We start from the raw sequence: 16989 nt of genomic DNA, 5'->3' as shown, positions 1-16989 counted from the left end.
GGCACGGCGTCCTCGGGCACGGCGTCCTCGGGCACGGCGTCCTCGGGCACGGCGTCCTCGGGCACGGCGTCCTCGGGCACGGCGTCCTCGGGCACGGCGTCCTCGGGCACGGCGTCCTCGGGCACGGAGCCCTCGGGCACGGAGCCCTCGGCCGGGCGCTGCGTGGCCAGGACACCGACCAGCTCGGCCCGTTCCGCGGCCAGCGCGGCCGCGCGGCGCTCGGCGAGCTGGATCAGCCGCACGACCCAGCGATCGGGCAGCGCCGCGCGTTCGGGACCGCCCGGCGGGCACGCGGCGGCCATGAACTCGTCGGTGGAGGGCAGCGGGCCGATCGCGGCGAACAACTCCTCGCGGGACACCGGCGAGCCGTCGTCGGCGAAGCAGCCGCGGGACCGGAACGTCCCGTCGGCCACCTGTCCCACGACTTCGTACACGTGTTCGATCGTAGCCGACCGGCAGCCACCGCGCGAGACGTATCCGCAGGTCAGGGCGTTGTCCACAGATCCTGCGCGGGGCTGGCGAGGTCGGTCGTCGCTCCGCAACCGCAGCGTCGGCTGCGACCGGGTCACCGCAGGGGCGAGGGGAGGACACTCCGGGCATGCCGGCCGGTGCGCTCCCCCGCCGCGCCGGGCGCCGCACCAACCTCGGCCTGCTGGCGCTGCTGACCGTCGCGGGGGTCACCGGGCTGCTGGCCTTCGGGATCGGCACGCCGCTGCCGGCCCGCCTGGTCGCCGCCGCGCACGGGGCCGCGGGCCTGGGCCTGCTGCTGCTCGTGCCGTGGAAGACCGTCGTCGTCCAGCGCGCGAGGCGCCGGACCCGCGGCCGCCGCGACCCCGCCGTCGCCTGGGCACTGGCCGTGCTCCTGGCACTGACCGTGGGCACCGGCGTCCTGCACAGCGTGGCGGGCACCTCGGTGGCCGGGGTGGGCGTCCTGCAGGTGCACGTGGCCGCGGGCGTCGGCACCGGACTGCTGGTGGTGCTGCACGCCGTCGGCAGCCGGCAGCGGCCGCGGCGCGGCGACGCCTCCCGGCGGGCGCTGCTGCAGGCCGGCGGCCTGGCGGCCGGCGCGCTGGCCCTGTGGGCCGTGGTGGAGGGCGGCCTGCGGCTGACCGGGGCGCCCGGCGGCCGGCGGGCGGCCACCGGCTCGCACGAGCGCGGCAGCGGCGACCCGGCGGCGATGCCGGTCACCCAGTGGTTCACCGACACCGTGCCGGACGACGACGGCGGCGCGCTCGCGCTGGTCGCCGGCGGCCGCACGGTGCGGCTGCGGGCCGGCGATCTCGACCGCGGCGACACCCTCACCGCCGTCCTCGACTGCACCGGCGGCTGGTACGCCGAGCAGGAGTGGCGCGGGGTGCGGCTGGACCGGCTGCTGACCGGCCTGGACCTGCCCGACGGCGGCAGCGTCGACGTCGTCAGCGTGACCGGCTACCGGCGGCGGCTGCCGCTGGCCGACGCCGGCTCGCTGCTGCTGGCCACGCACTGCGCCGGCCGGCCGCTGTCGGCCGGGCACGGCGCGCCCGTGCGGCTGGTCGCCCCGGGCCGGCGTGGCTACTGGTGGGTCAAGTGGGTGGCGCGGGTGGAGGTCGTCGACGCGCCGTGGTGGGCGCAGCCGCCGGTCCCCCTGCAGTGACTCAGAGGGTCGCCAGCCAGTTGGTGAGCAGCTGGGCGCCGGCGTCGCCGCTCTTCTCGGGGTGGAACTGGGTGGCCGACAGCGCGCCGTTCTCCACGCCGGCGACGAAGCGGTCGCCGTGCTCGGCCCAGGTCACCTTCGGCGGGGCGAGCGGCCCCGGGCGGCCGTCCTGGCCGAGGGTGAACTCGCGGACGCCGTAGGAGTGCACGAAGTAGAAGCGCTCGTCGGCCAGGCCGTCGAACAGCACGGTGTCGCGGGGCACCTCGACGGTGTTCCAGCCCATGTGCGGCAGCACCGGCGCCTTCAGCTGCTCCACGGTGCCGGGCCACTCGCCGCAGCCCTCGGCGTCGTGGCCGTGCTCGACGCCGTGCTCGAAGAGGACCTGCATGCCCACGCAGATGCCCAGCACCGGGCGCCCGCCGGCCAGCCGGCGGCCGATGGTGCGCGGCCCGTCGACGGCGCGCAGCTCCTGCATGCAGTGCGCGAAGGCGCCGACCCCGGGGACGACGAGGCCGTCGGCGTCGAGCGCGGCCCGCTGGTCGGCGGTCACCGTGACGTCGGCGCCGACGCGGGACAGCGCCCGCTCGGCCGACCGCAGGTTGCCCGAGCCGTAGTCGAGGACGACCACCTTCTTCACGTCTGCCACGGTACCGAGCAGCGCGGGGAGGGCCGGCCGTGTTCCCACGGCAGCACGGTGAGCTCGGGCCACACCGCCTGCCACCGGGCGGCCTTCGCCTCGTGGACGTCCCGGGCTGCGGGGCCGGCCGGGTCGGGCCGCACGACCAGGTCGAGCAGGTCCTCGAGGCCGTGGGGCGCGCAAGCCCGGGTCGGCGTCGCGGATGCCGGCGCGGCCCCCGTGCAGGGGCCCGCCCGAGCCTGCGAGGGCTGGGGGGTACGGGGGTCCTTCGTCAGTCCCCCACCCCGAGGGACGGCGCCCGCTCGAGCACCGCCGCCACGATCGGGTCGGCGAGCACCAGCCCGAGCAGCCGGTCCTCGGTCAGATCAGCCGCAGGACGCCCGCGGCCGTCGCCAGCACCGCCGCCAGCAGCAGGATGACGGCGAAGACCACCTGCGGGCCGGTGCGGCCCTTGGTGTCGTGGTCGGCCTTCCAGATGCTCCACGCCCCGCCCAGCAGGAACCCGCCGAAGACGACGAGGACGACGCCCGAGGTCACCTACAGCGCGCCCTTGGTCGAGGGCACGTCGGACACCCGCGGGTCGATCGCGATCGCGGTGCGCAGCGCGCGGGCCAGCGCCTTGAACTGGCCCTCGACGATGTGGTGGGCGTCGCGGCCGGCGTAGAGGACCCGCACGTGCAGCGTGATCCGCGCGTTGAAGGCGAACGACTCCAGGACGTGCTTCGTCAGCGACGTCGGGTAGTCCGGCCCGATCAGCGGCGTCATGGTCTCGGGCTCGTCGTGCACGAAGTACGGGCGGCCGGAGAGGTCGACGGCGGCCTGCACGAGCACCTCGTCCATCGGGACCGTGGCGTCGCCGTAGCGGGTGATGCCCCGCTTGTCGCCGAGCGCCTCGCCGAAGGCCTGCCCGAGCGCGATGGCGACGTCCTCGACGGTGTGGTGGGCGTCGATGTGCAGGTCGCCGTCGGCCTGCACGGTCAGGTCGATGCCGCTGTGCTTGGACAGCGCGGTGAGCATGTGGTCGTAGAAGCCGACGCCGGTGCTGACCGAGCTCTTCCCGGTGCCGTCGAGGTCGAGCTCGACGACGAGCTTGGTCTCGCTGGTCGCGCGCTCGACGCGTGCGGTGCGGGTCATGGCGCTCAGTCTCCCAGGCGGTGGTCGGCGGCTCGGTGGTCGGCGGCGACCTCACCGAGGGCGGTGAGGAAGGCGTCGGTCTCGGCGGGCGTGCCCGCGGTGACCCGCAGCCAGCCGGGGATGCCGACGTCGCGGACGAGGACGTCGTGCTCGAGCAGCGCCTTCCAGGCGGCCGGCGCGTCGGCGAAGCGGCCGAACAGCACGAAGTTGGCGTCGCTCGGCACGCTGGTCAGGCCGAGTGACGGCAGCGCCGCGACGATCCGGTCCCGCTGCGCCTTGACGGCGTCGACGGTGCCCAGCAGCGCGTCGGTGTGCGCCAGCGCCGCCCGCGCGGCGGCCTGCGTCAGCGACGAGAGGTGGTAGGGCAGCCGGACCAGCTGGACGGCGTCGACGACGGCGGGGTCGGCGGCCAGGTAGCCCAGCCGCAGGCCGGCCATGCCGAACGCCTTGCTCATCGTGCGGCTGACCACCAGCCGCGGCCGGCCGGCCAGCAGTTGCAGCGCCGAGGGCGTGCCGGTGCGGGCGAACTCGGCGTAGGCCTCGTCGACGACGACCACGCCGTCGGTGGCGTCGTAGAGCTCGGCGACGGTCTCCAGCGCCACCGCGGTGCCGGTGGGGTTGTTCGGGCTGGTCACGAACACGACGTCGGGGCGGACCTCGCGCACCTGCGCGGCGGCGGCCGCGGCGTCGATGGTGAAGTCCTCGCGGCGGTGCCCGTCGACCCACGCCGTCCCGGTGCCCGCCGAGATGATCGGGTGCATCGAGTACGACGGCGTGAAGCCCAGCGCCGTCCGGCCGGCACCGCCGAAGGCCTGCAGCAGCTGCTGCAGCACCTCGTTGGACCCGTTGGCCGCCCACACCTGCGCGGGGTCGACGTGCTCGCCGCCGCGGCTGAGGTAGGCGGCGAGGTCGGCGCGCAGCGCGACGGCGTCACGGTCGGGGTAGCGGTTGAGCTGCAGCGCCGCGGAGCCGAGGGCCGCGCCGAGGTCGGCGAGCAGCTCGGCCGGCAGCGGGTGCGGGTTCTCGTTGGTGTTGAGCCGGTGGGCGACCTGCAGCTGCGGGGCGCCGTAGGGCGTGCGGCCGCGCAGCTCCGGCCGCAGCGGGAGCTCCTCCGGCGACGTCACGAGCGCTGCCGCACCCGGACCGCGGCCGCGTGCGCGGGCAGGTCCTCGGCGTGGGCGAGCGCGTCGACGTGCCCGGCCACCTCGGCGAGGGCCTGCTCGTCGTACTCGACGACGTGCACGCCGCGCAGGAACGACTGCACCGACAGGCCGCTGCTGTGCCGGGCGCAGCCGCCGGTGGGCAGCACGTGGTTGGAGCCGGCGATGTAGTCGCCGAGCGACACCGGCGACCAGGCACCGACGAACACCGCGCCGGCGTTGCGCACCCGCATCGCCACCGACCGCGCGTCCCGGGTCTGGATCTCCAGGTGCTCGGCCGCATAGGCGTCGACCACGGCGAGGCCGGCGTCGACGTCGTCGACCAGGACGACGCCGGACTGGCTGCCGTCGAGCGCGGTCAGGATCCGGTCGGAGTGCTTGGTGGCCGCGACCTGGCCGGGCACCAGGTCCAGGACGGCGTCGGCGAGCGCCTCGCTGGTGGTGACCAGCACCGCGCCGGCCAGCGGGTCGTGCTCGGCCTGGCTGATCAGGTCGGCGGCGACGTGCACCGGGTCGGCGGTGTCGTCGGCGAGGATCGCGACCTCGGTGGGGCCGGCCTCGGAGTCGATGCCGATCAGCCCGCGCAGCAGCCGCTTGGCCGCGGTGACGTAGACGTTGCCCGGGCCGGTGACCAGGTCGACCGGCTCGCAGGAGCCCGCGCCGTAGCCGAAGACGGCGATGGCCTGCGCGCCGCCGACGGCGTGCACCTCGGTGACGCCGAGCAGCGCGCACGCGGCGAGGACGCCGGGGTCGGGCAGGCCGCCGTGGTCGCGCTGCGGCGGGGAGGCGACGGCGATCGACTCGACGCCGGCGATCTGCGCCGGGACGACGTTCATCACCACGCTCGACAGCAGCGGCGCGAGGCCGCCGGGGACGTAGAGGCCGACGCGGCGCACCGGCAGCCACCGCTCGGTGACCGTGCCGCCGCGGACGACCTGGGTGGTGACGTCGGTGCGGGCCTGGTCGGCGTGCACCCGCCGCACCCGCGCGATCGACTCCTCCAGCGCCGCTCGCACGTCGGGGGCCAGGCCGTCGAGCGCCGCCCGGATCGCCTCCGGCGGCACGGTGAAGTCCTCGGCGTCGACGCCGTCGAGGCGGGCGGTGATCTCGCGGACCGCCTGGGCGCCGCGGAGGCGGACGTCCTCGCACAGCGGGTGGACGGTGGCCATGACCGAGTCGATGTCGGTGGCCGCGCGGGGCAGCAGGCCGGCCAGGTCGCGGACCCCGGGGAGCGCGGATCCGCGGAGGTCGATGCGGGAGAGCACGGGAGGGCCTCCGGGTGTGCGGCGCGGGGAGGGACGACCCCCCAGGGTAGTGACCGCGGTGGACCGCGCCGGGAGCGCCCGGGGTCACCGCCGCCGTAGGCTCGCCGCGTGGGTGATCTCATCCCGCTCTTCCCGCTCGGGACGCCGCTGTTCCCGGGCATCGTGCTCCCCCTGCAGGTGTTCGAGCCGCGGTACCGGACGCTCGTGCGCGACCTGCTGGCCCTGCCCGAGGGTCGCCAGCGGCGCTTCGGGGTGGTGGCGATCCGCCAGGGCTGGGAGGTCGAGAAGGTGGCGCCGGCCGAGGCGCTGTTCGACGTCGGCTGCACGGCGCTGGTGCAGGCGGTGCGGCCCCGGCCCGACGGCACCTTCGCGGTCGTCGCCGTCGGCGGCGAGCGGTTCCGGCTGCTCGACGTCGTCGTGGGCGCCCGTCCCGGCGAGGACGACCGCGAGGCCCCGCCCTACCTGCGGGCGGAGGTGGAGTGGCTCGCCGAGGAGGAGGCCGCCGAGGAGGCCGCCGGGGACCGGCAGGAGGTCCTCGACGCGCCGGACACCGGTGGGCGGGTGCCGGACGAGGGCCTCGTCGCGGAGGTGGCGCGCGGGTCGCTGGGCGTGCTCGAGCGCGGCGTCGGCGGGCTGTTCACCCGCTACGTCACCGCGGTCGCCGGGCTGCAGGCCGGGCTGGACGCCGACGAGGTGGAGCAGGCCGGCGGCATGACCGGTGCCGGGGACGACCCGACCGGCGCGGCGGCGCTGCTGGAGGCGGTGGCCGGCGACCCGCGGGCGCTGTCCTACCTGGTGGCCTCGGCGGCGCTGCTGACCACCGAGGACCGGCAGGCGCTGCTGGCGGAGTCGGCCACCCGGCGGCGGCTGGCCACCGAGAGCCGGATGCTGCGCCGGGAGCTCACCCTGCTCGAGACCGTGGGGGCGGTGCCGGCGCCGCTGACCCGGTTCAGCGGCCCGGTCAGCCTCAACTGACCAAGGGGGCCGGGGTGTCCCCGGTGGGACCGCGGCCGAGGTCGTCGTGGGCGGAGAACAGCGCGGCGACGACGTAGACGGCCAGTGCGGCGAACGGGCCGACCGCCAGCGCCGGCGGGGAGGACAGGTGCAGGCCCGAGGTGACCCGGGCGCCGACGTCGGACAGCTCGGCGGCCGTGGGGCCGGGCGCGAGCAGCTCCCCCAGCTGCCAGGCCAGCAGCCCCGCGACGCCGGTGCCGAGGCCGGTGGCCGCCAGGACCGCCACGCCGCGCCGCCGGCGCATCGCCCACGCGACCCCGCCGGCCAGCAGGCCGAGCCCGGCGAGCACCAGGACCAGCACGGAGTCGACGGCCACCAGCAGCTCCGGCGAGGGCCGCCCGAGCGGGACGGCGCCGCCCTCCACCACCTCGAACCGCGCGCGCGGGGCCAGCCACACCCACAGCAACCCCGCGGGCAGGCCGCAGAGCGCCAGCAGGCACCCCCAGGCGGTGGCCGCGCGCAGGTCGCCGCGCACCTCGGCCAGGACCTGCCCCGCCAGCGACCGCGCCGAGCGGCCGGCCACCGTCGCCGGCATCGTCGCCGGGCCGGGGACCGGGCCGTCGGGGACCGGGGCGGGGGTGCTCACGGCTCCCAGTGAACCCCGGGCGCCGGGCTGCCCGCCGCCGGGGGCGCCGCCCGCGGGGCTCACAGCAGGGCGACGCTGGTGGGTCCGAGCAGTGCCTTGATGTCACCCATCAGCGCGGTGCTGGGCCGCACCCGCAGGCCCTGGTCGAGGCGCAGCACGGTCTCCCGGCCGCCGTTGACGAGCTTGAGGTGGACCTCGGTGGTGCCCGGGTGGCTGCCCAGCACCTCGCGCAGCCGCTCGACCACCGGCGGGGTGCAGCGGGCCGCCGCCATGGACACCAGCACCGGCCCGCGCGGGCCCTCGGTGAGCTCCGGGATGGTCACCTCGGAGCCGAACAGCGAGGGCTGGTCGTCGCGCCGGCTGATGCGGCCCTTGACCACGACGATCTGGTCGCGGACGACCTTCTCCGAGACCTCCGCCCACGTCTTCGGGAAGAACAGCACCTCGATGCCGGACTCGAGGTCCTCCAGCGTGGCGATGGCCCAGGGCGCACCCTGCTTGTTCGTCCGCGGGGCCACCGCGGTGAGGATGCCGGCGATGGTGACGTTCGCGCCGTCCTCCACGCCGCCGGAGTTGATCTCCGCGATCGGGGTGTCGGCGTTGGCCGCCAGGACGTGCTCGACGCCGTGCAGCGGGTGGTCGGAGACGTAGAGGCCGAGCATGTCGCGCTCGAACACCAGCCGCTCGGACTTCGACCAGTCCGCCGTCGGGACGGCGATGTCCAGCGCCCCGCCGAACGGGTCGTCGGCGCCGCCGTCGTCACCGCCGAAACTGCCGAAGAGGTCGAACTGGCCCTCGGCCTCTTTGCGCTTGAGCGACATGGCGGCGTCGACGGCCTGCGCGTGGATCGCGGCGATGCCCTGGCGCGAGTGGCCCAGGGAGTCGAAGGCACCGGCCTTGGCCAGCGACTCGATGACCTTCTTGTTGCAGGCGACCGTGTCGATCTTGCGCATGAAGTCGGCGAAGTCCTTGAACGCGCCCTTCTCCTCGCGCGCCCGGACGATCGAGTCGACGACGTTGGTGCCGACGTTGCGCACCGAGGCCAGGCCGAAGCGGATGTCGGTGCCGACGGCGGTGAAGTCCCAGGAGGACTCGTTGACGTCGGGCGGGAGCACCTTGATGCCCATCCGCCGGCACTCGGCGAGGTAGACCGGCCGGCGGTCCTTGTCGTCGCCGACGCTGGTGAGCAGGCCGGCCATGTACTCGGCCGGGTAGTTGGCCTTGAGGAACGCCGTCCAGTACGAGACCAGGCCGTAGGCGGCCGAGTGGGCCTTGTTGAACGCGTAGTCGGCGAACGGGACGAGGATGTCCCACAGCGTCTTGATCGCCGCGTCGGAGTAGCCGCGCTCCTTCATGCCGGCCTCGAACCCGACGAACTCCGCGTCGAGGACCGACTTCTTCTTCTTGCCCATCGCGCGGCGCAGCAGGTCGGCCTTGCCGAGGGAGTACCCGGCGACCTTCTGCGCGATCGCCATGACCTGCTCCTGGTAGACGATCAGGCCGTAGGTCGTGCCGAGGATGTCCTCCAGCGGCTCGGCCAGCTCCGGGTGGATCGGCGTGATCTCCTGCTGGCCGTTCTTGCGCAGCGCGTAGTTGGTGTGCGAGTTGGCGCCCATCGGGCCGGGCCGGTACAGCGCGCCGACGGCGGAGATGTCCTCGAAGTTGTCCGGCCGCATGAGGCGCAGCAGCGAGCGCATCGGGCCGCCGTCGAACTGGAAGACGCCGAGGGTGTCACCGCGGGCCAGCAGGTCGTAGGTGGCCTTGTCGGTGAGGTCCTTGCTGATCTCGTCGAGGTCGATCGGCTCCTTGCCGTTCGCGACGATGTTGCGCAGCGCGTCGTCGATGACCGTGAGGTTGCGCAGGCCCAGGAAGTCCATCTTGAGCAGGCCGAGCGTCTCGCAGGTCGGGTAGTCGAACTGCGTGATGATCGCGCCGTCGTTCTCCCGGCGCATGATCGGGATCGAGTCGATCAGCGGGTAGCGGCCGATGATGACGCCGGCGGCGTGCACGCCCCACTGGCGCTTCAGTCCCTCGAGCTTGCGCGCCTGGTCGACCACCTCGGCCGCGCCCGGGTCGGACTCGTAGCGGGCGCGGAACTCCGCGGCCTCCTTGTAGCGCGGGTGGGCCGGGTCGAAGACGCCCGACAGCGGGATGCCCTTGCCCATGACGTCCGGCGGCATCAGCTTGGTCAGCTCGTCGCCCACCGAGTAGGGGCGGTCGAGCACGCGGGCGGCGTCCTTGATCGCGGCCTTGGCCTTGATGGTGCCGTAGGTGACGATCTGGCTGACCCGCTCCTCGCCGTACTTCTGCGAGACGTACTGGATGACCTCGCCGCGGCGGCGGTCGTCGAAGTCGATGTCGACGTCGGGCATGGAGACGCGCTCGGGGTTGAGGAACCGCTCGAAGATCAGCCCGTGCGCCAGCGGGTCGAGGTCGGTGATGCCCATGGCGTAGGCGGCCAGCGAGCCGGCCGCCGAGCCGCGGCCGGGGCCGACGCGGATGCCGTTGTCCTTGGCCCAGTTGATGAAGTCGGCGACCACGAGGAAGTACCCCGGGAAGCCCATCTGGGTGATGATCCCGACCTCGTAGTCGGCCTGCTTGCGCACGTGGTCGGGGATGCCGCCCGGCCAGCGCTTGTGCAGCCCGCGCTCGACCTCCTTGACGAACCACGAGGTCTCGTCCTCCCCCGGCGGCAGGGGGAAGCGCGGCATGAGGTCGGCGCCCTCGGTGAAGGTGACCTCGCACTGCTCGGCGACGAGCAGCGTGTTGTCGCAGGCCTCGCGCAGGTCACCGGTGAACAGCGCCCGCATCTCCGCGGCGCTCTTGAGGTAGTAGCCGTCGCCGTTGAACTTGAAGCGGTTGGGCTCGTTGAGCCGGGACCCGGTCTGGATGCACAGCAGCGCGTCGTGGGCCTCGGCGTCCTCCTTGTGCGTGTAGTGGAGGTCGTTGGTGGCCAGCAGCGGGATGCCGAGGTCCTTGGCGATCTCCAGCAGCGCCGGGCGGGTCTTCTGCTCGATGGACAGGCCGTGGTCCATCAGCTCGGCGTAGAAGTTCTCCTTACCGAAGATGTCCTGGAAGTCGGCGGCGGCCTGGCGGGCGCGGTCGTGCTTGCCCGCGCGCAGCCACATGTTGACCTCGCCGGAGGGGCAGCCGGTGGTGGCGATGAGGCCCGCGCCGTAGCGCTCGAGCAGGTCCCGGTCGAAGCGCGGCTTGCGGTACTGGCCCTCGAGGCTGGCCAGCGAGGAGATGCGGAAGAGGTTGTGCATGCCCTCGGTGGTGCGGGCCAGCAGCGTCATGTGCGTGTACGCCGCCTTGCCGCGGTTGGACCCGCCGTCGCCCTCCTCGTCGATCAGCTTGTCGCCGAAGTCGAACGGCGCGCGGTCGAAGCGCGAGCCGGGCGTGTAGTAGCCCTCCATGCCGATGATCGGCTTCACGCCGGCCGCGTTGGCCTGCTTGTAGAAGTCGTAGGCGCCGAAGACGTTGCCGTGGTCGGTCATCGCCAGCGCCGGCATGCCCTGCTCGGCGGCGGCCCTCGTCACCTCGGGCAGCTTGGCCGCCCCGTCGAGCATCGAGTACTCGGTGTGGACGTGCAGGTGCACGAACGAGTCGGTGCTCTCGGCGGCTGTGCTGCTCACGGTGCTGCGGCGCTCCTCACGGGTCGTGCTGGCCCGGCCGTCGGGTGCTCCGGCGGGCGACCGGCGGGGAAGACCGGCGGTGCGGTGCGGGCTCGGGACTGCTCCGGCCGGGCACCGACGCGGGCCCGGGCCGGTGCCTGCGATCCTCGCACCGGGGACGTTCTACGCCGAGGGTCTGACAGGACGTGTCTCGGCCCGGCGGGAGGCGCCGGTCACGTTCCCGGCGCGTCGTGCCCCAGTGGCCGACGCATCGTCACGTGCACGATCCCCGCCTCCACGTACTCCTCGCCGACGGCGGTGTAGCCGGCCCGCTCGTAGAAGCCGCGGGCGCCCACCTGCGCGTGCAGCTCCACCTCGGTCAGGCCGCGGGCGAGCGCCTGGCGGTGCAGCTCGGCGAGCACCGCGGCGCCGTAGCCGCCGCCGCGGGCCGAGGCCTCGACCGCCATCCGCCCGATCGCGGCGCGCCCGCCGCGCTCCAGCAGCCGCCCGGTGGCGACCACCCGGCCGGCGGGGTCGCGGGCGACGGCGTGCACGGCGACGGCGTCGGCGTCGTCCTGCTCGACCTCCGGCGGCACGCCCTGCTCCTCGACGAACACCCGGGTGCGCAGCGCGACCACCTCGGGCCAGTCGGCCGCCGTCGCCACCGTCGCCGTGGGGCCGTCCACGCCGCTCACGCGGGCGCTCCCCCGGCCGGCCGGCGCCCCGGCAGCGGGCCCGGCACCGGGTCGGGCAGTGCGGAGGCGGGGACCAGCAGGAAGCGCAGGTCGACGGCGGCGTGCAGCAGCACCGGCAGCAGCAGCGAGCCGGTCTGCAGGTACAGCGCGGCGAACACCGCCCCCAGGGCGCCGGTGAGCACGATCCCCGGCAGCCCCTGGTAGGCGTGTGCCAGGCCGAAGGCGACCCCGGCGACGGCGATCAGCGCGAGCTGCGGCAGCCCCCCGGCGATCGCGGCGACGACGGCGAGGAAGAACCCGCGGTAGAGCCACTCCTCGCACACGCCGGCGGTCACCCCGACCACCGAGAACAGCCGCCGCTCCGCCGGGGACCGCGGCAGCAGCGCCAGCGTCGCGTGCACCGGAGGCTCGGCGTGCCGCCCCTGCGCGGGCGCGGCGGGCGGCCGCGGCGGCACGGCCCGGGCCAGCGCGCCCGAGCGCAGCGCCCGCACGGAGGCCAGCGCCATCACCAGCACGAGCACCGTCACCGCGCCGGTCACGGGGCCGGGCAGCCCGGTGGGCCAGGCCAGCCCGACGGCCGCGGCGTCGACCCCGGGCGCGGCCAGCCAGACGACCAGGGCGAGCACCGCCAGGCCCCACTCGAGGACCAGCAGCCGCAGGTAGAACGACCGCCGCGCCGCGGGGTCGGTGCGCAGCCGGCCCTCGAAGCGGCGGTGCAGCACCTGCCCGACGACCGGCTCGCCGACCACCAGGTACACCGCGACGACGACGGCCGAGAGCGCGGCGGGGCCGAACGCAGCGAGGGAGTCGGGCAGGTCGGTCACGGTGCGGGCGCCCCCGGCGTCAGGACTCGGCGCGCAGGATCGCCAGGGCGCCGGCGAGGTCGTCGGGGTAGCCGCTGGTGAACTCCACCCAGTGGCCGTCGGCGGGGTGGGCGAAGCCGAGCCGGACCGCGTGCAGCCACTGCCGTGACACCCCCAGCCGCGCGGCCAGGGTCGGATCGGCGCCGTAGGTCGTGTCGCCGACGCAGGGGTGGCGCAGCGCGGAGAAGTGCACCCGGATCTGGTGGGTGCGCCCGGTCTCGAGGTGCACGTCGACCAGGCTCGCGGCCGCGAACGCCTCGACGACCTCGTAGTGGGTGACCGAGGGCCGCCCGCCGCTGACGACGGCGAACTTCCAGTCGTGCCGGGGGTGGCGGTCGATCGGCGCGTCGATGGTGCCGCGCGAGGGGTCGGGGTGGCCCTGCACCAGCGCGTGGTAGCCCTTGTCGACGGTGCGCTCCTTGAACGCCGCCTTGAGCACGGTGTAGGCCCGCTCGCTCTTGGCCACCACCATCAGCCCCGTCGTCGCGGCGTCGAGCCGGTGGACGACGCCCTGCCGCTCCGGCGCCCCGGAGGTGGAGACGCGGTAGCCGGCCGCGGCCAGCCCGCCGACGACGGTCGGGCCCTCCCAGCCGGGGCTCGGGTGCGCCGCGACGCCGACCGGCTTGTCGACCACCACGACGTCGTCGTCGTCGTGGACGACCGTGAGGCCGGGCACGGGCTCGGGCGCGGGCGGCTCCCCGGGCGGCGGGGGCAGCTCGACCTCCAGCCAGCTGCCGCCGGTGAGCCGGTCGCCCTTGCCGCGGACGCGGCCGTCGACCCACACCCGCTCGGCGTCGGCGAGGTCGGCGGCGACGGCGCGGGAGAGGCCGAACAGCCGGGCCAGGCCCTGGTCGACGCGCTGGCCCTCCAGCCCGTCGGGCACCGGCAGCGCGCGGTGCAGGCCGGGGGAACTCACCGGTCCATGGTGCCAGGTGGCGGGGGTCAGCCGCGGGAGACGGCGTCGGTGCCGGAGTCGTCCCGGCCGCGCGTGCCGTCGAACTCCACGCCGCGCAGCGCGAGGTAGGCGCCCAGCACGCCGCCGCAGACGATCGCCGAGTCGGCGACGTTGAAGATCGGGTAGACCTCCCCGTTCGGCGCGAACACCGACACGAAGTCGACGACGCCGCCGCGCAGGAAGCCGGGGTCGCGGAACACCCGGTCGACCAGGTTGCCGAGCGCGCCGCCGAGCACCAGGCCCAGCGCCACCGCCCAGCCGGTGGAGAACAGCCGCCGCGCCGTCCGCACGATCACCACCGCCACCGCGACGGCGATGAGGGTGAACACCACGGTGAAGCCCTCGGCGAAGGAGAACGCGGCGCCGGTGTTGCGCGCGTGGGTCAGGTAGACCAGTCCCCCGAGCAGGCGGAGGTTCTCCCCCCGCTCGACCGTGGCGACGACGAGCAGCTTGCTGGCCAGGTCGACGAGGAACACCGTCGCCGCGAGGAGGAGCAGCAGCCGCGTGCGCGGCCGGCGGGCCGGCGTCGCGGGGGCGGCGTCCTCGGGGTGGTCGTTCAGCGGGTGCTCCTGGGGTGGGGGGCCGACCCCGCGAGGGTAGCCGCGGCGGCTGGGTGCGCCGGGCCCGCCGCGCGGCCGTCGTCCGGCCCGGAGCGGTGCCCGCGGGTCGCCACCGGACGCCGGAGTAGCGGATCTCACACCCCGCCGAGTACGTGTCCGGGCGGTTCTCGGCCGATGGTCGGAGGTGGCGCACGTCCCCCGGCAGGAAGGCAGTCGTGTCCACCGACCTCGGTTCAGCCACCGACCCCGACGTGGTCCTCGTCGGCGGGGGCATCATGAGCGCGACGCTGGCGTCGCTGCTCGGTGTCGTCGCGCCGGACCGGACGATCACCGTCTTCGAGTCCGCGCCCGAGGTCGCCGGGGAGAGCTCGGACGCGTGGAACAACGCCGGCACCGGTCACGCGGCGCTCTGCGAGCTCAACTACACCCCGGCCGGGCCCGACGGCCGGGTCGGCACGGCCAAGGCCCGCGCCATCAACGAGCAGTTCCAGGTCTCGCGCCAGTTCTGGTCCCACCTGGTGCGCACCGGGCTGACCGGCTCGCCCAAGGAGTTCATCTCCCCGGTCCCGCACGTGAGCTTCGTGACCGGCGAGGAGGGGCGCGCCTACATGCGCGCCCGCCACGCGGCGCTGTCGGCCGAGCCGCTGTTCACCGGGCTCGAGTACACCGACTCGCCGTCGGAGCTGGCCGGCTGGGTGCCGCTGGTGATGGACGGCCGCGACCCCGCGCAGGTCGTCGCCGCGACCCGCTCGGTCGCCGGCACCGACGTCAACTTCGGCTCGCTCACCCGGCTGCTGTTCACCCAGGCCGAGGACCGCGGCGTGCAGGTGCACACCGGCCAGCGGGTCACCGGCCTCGACCGGCTCGGTGACGGCCGGTGGAAGGTGACCGTCACCGACCGGCGGACCGGCGAGGAGCGCTCGGTGCGCACCCGGTTCGTGTTCGTCGGCGCCGGCGGTGGCGCGCTGCCGCTGCTGCAGGAGGCCGGCATCCCCGAGATCCGCGGCTTCGGCGGCTTCCCGGTCAGCGGCATGTTCCTGCGCACCCGCTCCCCGGAGCTGGTGACCGAGCACCAGGCCAAGGTCTACGGCCAGGCCGCCGTCGGCGCGCCGCCCATGTCGGTCCCGCACCTGGACCTGCGCCTGGTCGACGGCGAGTACTCGCTGCTCTTCGGCCCCTACGCCGGCTGGTCGCCGAAGTTCCTCAAGTCCGGCTCGGTGTTCGACCTGCCGCTGTCGGTCAAGCCGAACAACCTCGGCTCGATGCTGGGCGTGGCCCGCACCGAGCTGGCGCTGACGAAGTACCTCGTCAGCGAGCTGCTGCAGTCGCGCGGCGCCCGGCACCGCACGCTGACGGAGTTCGTCCCGCTGGCCGAGCAGGCCGACTGGGACATGATCACCGCCGGTCAGCGGGTGCAGGTCATCAAGCGCGACCCGGCCAGCGGCCGGGGCGTGCTGCAGTTCGGCACCGAGCTCGTCGTGGGCGCCGACGGCTCGATCGCCGGCCTGCTCGGTGCCTCCCCCGGCGCGTCGACGGCGGTCTCGGCCATGCTCACCCTGCTCGAGCGGGCCTTCCCCGAGCAGGTCGCGGCCAACCGGGCGGCGCTGGAGGCGGCGATCCCGTCCTACGGGCGCGACCTGTCCTCCGACCCCGCCCTGCTGGCCCGCGTCCGCGCGGAGACCATGCAGACCCTCGAGCTCACCGGCTGACCCGAGGCCGGGCACTTCCGCGGAAGTGCACGGCCAATGTGCGGGCACTTCCGCGGAAGTGCACGGCCCTCCCACGCACTTCCGCGGAAGTGCACGGTCAGGACCGGGCGGCTCGCCGGGTGAGGGCCGTCCGGACCCGGTCGACGACGTCGTCGAGCGCGCGCAGGTCGTGCGCCGCCACGCGGATGACCAGCCAGCCGGCCGCGACCAGGCGCGCCAGCCGGGCGTCGTCCCGCTCGATCTGGACGCCGTCGAAGTGGTACTCCCCCTCGTACTCCACGACGACCCGGTGCTCGGGCCACGCCAGGTCCACCCGCGCCAGCCGGCGGCCGTCCTCGACCACCTTGTACTGCGGGACCGGCGCGGGGAGCCCGGCCAGCACGCAGGCGACGCGCACCACGGACTCCGGCGGTGACTCGCTGCGCGGGTCGGTCAGCTCCAACGCCCGGCGGACCCGTCGCGACCCGCGTCGTCCGGGGCGCCGGCGGAGCAGCTCGGCCAGCTCGTCCGCGGTGACGAGGCCGTCGCGCAGCATCGCGTCGAGGACGGACACCGCGCCCGCCGTCGGTTCCAGTGCCGCGACGTCCCAGGCGGTCCGCAGCGGGGCCGTGCACCGCAGCCCCGAGCCGTCGTCCCGGACGTCGCCCGGGACGACGTCGGTGCGGTGCACGCGCACCCCCTCCGGACCCCGCCACTTCAGCGGCGCGGGGAGGACCACGGTCACGGGGTCACGCCAGCCCGGCGCCGGCGCGCCGAGGACGGCGGCGGCCGACCGACCGCCCAGCGCCGCACCCGGCGGCATGAGCAGCGCGGCGGCGCGGCAGCGGAGCAGGTGGTCGCGCGGGACGGACACGTCGGCGTAGACCCCGTGCAGGACGCGGGCGTAGGGACCCTCGGCCAGTCCCCGCCGGCTGATCCGGCCCTCGGAGATCGCGTGGGACCCGATGAAGACACCCTCGGGCAGCGTGGGTCGCAGCAGCACCCGGTGATCATGGGTCGCCCCCGGCCGGGAGGGCCGTCGTCCACAGGCGGGATCCGCTCCAGCCGTGGGGGGGGGGGGGGGGGGGGGGGGGGGGGGGGGGGGGGGGGGGGGGGGGGGGGGGGGGGGGGGGGGGGGGCGGGGGGGGGGGGGGGGGGGGGGGGGGGGGGGGGGGGGGGGGGGCG

17 protein-coding genes are annotated in these 16989 nt (G+C 75.3%); 3 read left to right on the top strand and 14 right to left on the bottom strand.

Annotated features, from left to right (window positions below):
- On the bottom strand, positions 1-434 hold a 434-nt coding region (locus ACI780_RS23870), incomplete at its 3' end, for a hypothetical protein (protein WP_457006005.1).
- A 164-nt stretch (positions 435-598) separates the two neighbouring features.
- On the opposite strand from ACI780_RS23870, the gene ACI780_RS23865 reads away from it, so the two are divergent.
- Positions 599-1633: a molybdopterin-dependent oxidoreductase gene (locus ACI780_RS23865; RefSeq protein ID WP_457006004.1), complete on the top strand. Its 1035-nt coding sequence runs from the start codon at positions 599-601 to the stop codon at positions 1631-1633.
- A 1-nt stretch (position 1634) separates the two neighbouring features.
- Here ACI780_RS23865 and hisH read toward each other — a convergent pair whose 3' ends face one another.
- The 6 genes from hisH to hisD all read right to left on the bottom strand — a co-directional run bounded on the left by hisH (position 1635) and on the right by hisD (position 5829).
- The gene (hisH, locus tag ACI780_RS23860; protein ID WP_457006003.1) at positions 1635-2318 is read right to left on the bottom strand and encodes an imidazole glycerol phosphate synthase subunit HisH; all 684 of its coding nucleotides are present in this window, start codon (positions 2316-2318) and stop codon (positions 1635-1637) included.
- Positions 2267-2545 (bottom strand): nucleotidyltransferase family protein, encoded by a 279-nt coding sequence (locus ACI780_RS23855; RefSeq protein ID WP_457006006.1) that lies wholly within the window; start codon positions 2543-2545, stop codon positions 2267-2269. The genes hisH and ACI780_RS23855 overlap by 52 nt, the downstream gene beginning before the upstream one ends.
- Positions 2546-2630: 85 nt before the next feature.
- Complete coding sequence (locus tag ACI780_RS23850; protein WP_176450038.1) at positions 2631-2807, bottom strand: hypothetical protein; 177 nt, start codon at positions 2805-2807, stop codon at positions 2631-2633.
- Positions 2808-3404: an imidazoleglycerol-phosphate dehydratase HisB gene (gene hisB / locus ACI780_RS23845; RefSeq protein WP_457006002.1), complete on the bottom strand. Its 597-nt coding sequence runs from the start codon at positions 3402-3404 to the stop codon at positions 2808-2810.
- A gap of 5 nt (positions 3405-3409) precedes the next feature.
- Positions 3410-4528: a histidinol-phosphate transaminase gene (locus ACI780_RS23840; protein WP_457006001.1), complete on the bottom strand. Its 1119-nt coding sequence runs from the start codon at positions 4526-4528 to the stop codon at positions 3410-3412.
- Positions 4525-5829, bottom strand: a complete 1305-nt coding sequence (gene hisD / locus ACI780_RS23835; RefSeq protein WP_457006000.1) for a histidinol dehydrogenase — start codon at positions 5827-5829, stop codon at positions 4525-4527. Before hisD ends, ACI780_RS23840 begins: the two co-directional genes overlap by 4 nt.
- Before the next feature lie 108 nt (positions 5830-5937).
- Between hisD and ACI780_RS23830 the strand changes: the two genes are divergently transcribed.
- The gene (locus ACI780_RS23830) at positions 5938-6804 is read left to right on the top strand and encodes an LON peptidase substrate-binding domain-containing protein (protein ID WP_456872357.1); all 867 of its coding nucleotides are present in this window, start codon (positions 5938-5940) and stop codon (positions 6802-6804) included.
- Here ACI780_RS23830 and ACI780_RS23825 read toward each other — a convergent pair.
- The 6 genes from ACI780_RS23825 to lspA all read right to left on the bottom strand — a co-directional run bounded on the left by ACI780_RS23825 (position 6797) and on the right by lspA (position 14254).
- Entirely contained in the window at positions 6797-7429 is a 633-nt protein-coding gene (locus ACI780_RS23825) for a hypothetical protein (RefSeq protein ID WP_457005999.1), read from the bottom strand. The genes ACI780_RS23830 and ACI780_RS23825 overlap by 8 nt on opposite strands.
- Before the next feature lie 59 nt (positions 7430-7488).
- Entirely contained in the window at positions 7489-11064 is a 3576-nt protein-coding gene (gene dnaE, locus ACI780_RS23820) for a DNA polymerase III subunit alpha (RefSeq protein WP_456872359.1), read from the bottom strand.
- 212 nt (positions 11065-11276) lie between these two features.
- The gene (locus tag ACI780_RS23815) at positions 11277-11738 is read right to left on the bottom strand and encodes a GNAT family N-acetyltransferase (protein WP_456872360.1); all 462 of its coding nucleotides are present in this window, start codon (positions 11736-11738) and stop codon (positions 11277-11279) included.
- A complete protein-coding gene (locus tag ACI780_RS23810; protein ID WP_456872361.1) occupies positions 11735-12562 on the bottom strand; it encodes a CPBP family intramembrane glutamic endopeptidase in 828 nt (275 codons plus the stop codon). Before ACI780_RS23810 ends, ACI780_RS23815 begins: the two co-directional genes overlap by 4 nt.
- A 19-nt stretch (positions 12563-12581) precedes the next feature.
- Positions 12582-13517: an RluA family pseudouridine synthase gene (locus ACI780_RS23805; protein ID WP_456872362.1), complete on the bottom strand. Its 936-nt coding sequence runs from the start codon at positions 13515-13517 to the stop codon at positions 12582-12584.
- 26 nt (positions 13518-13543) lie between these two features.
- A complete protein-coding gene (gene lspA, locus ACI780_RS23800) occupies positions 13544-14254 on the bottom strand; it encodes a signal peptidase II (RefSeq protein ID WP_456872363.1) in 711 nt (236 codons plus the stop codon).
- A gap of 77 nt (positions 14255-14331) precedes the next feature.
- Here lspA and mqo point away from each other — a divergent pair, with 77 nt between their 5' ends.
- On the top strand, positions 14332-15825 hold the full coding sequence (gene mqo / locus ACI780_RS23795; RefSeq protein ID WP_457005998.1) for a malate dehydrogenase (quinone): 1494 nt from the start codon (positions 14332-14334) through the stop codon (positions 15823-15825).
- Between the two features lie 97 nt (positions 15826-15922).
- Here mqo and ACI780_RS23790 read toward each other — a convergent pair whose 3' ends face one another.
- The gene (locus tag ACI780_RS23790; protein ID WP_457005997.1) at positions 15923-16807 is read right to left on the bottom strand and encodes a DUF559 domain-containing protein; all 885 of its coding nucleotides are present in this window, start codon (positions 16805-16807) and stop codon (positions 15923-15925) included.
- Positions 16808-16989: the final 182 nt, after the last annotated feature.

The organism is Geodermatophilus sp. SYSU D00814 (assembly GCF_054050055.1).
Note: the sequence above shows the minus strand (reverse complement) of the source record. Positions and strands in the feature narration are given on the sequence as shown.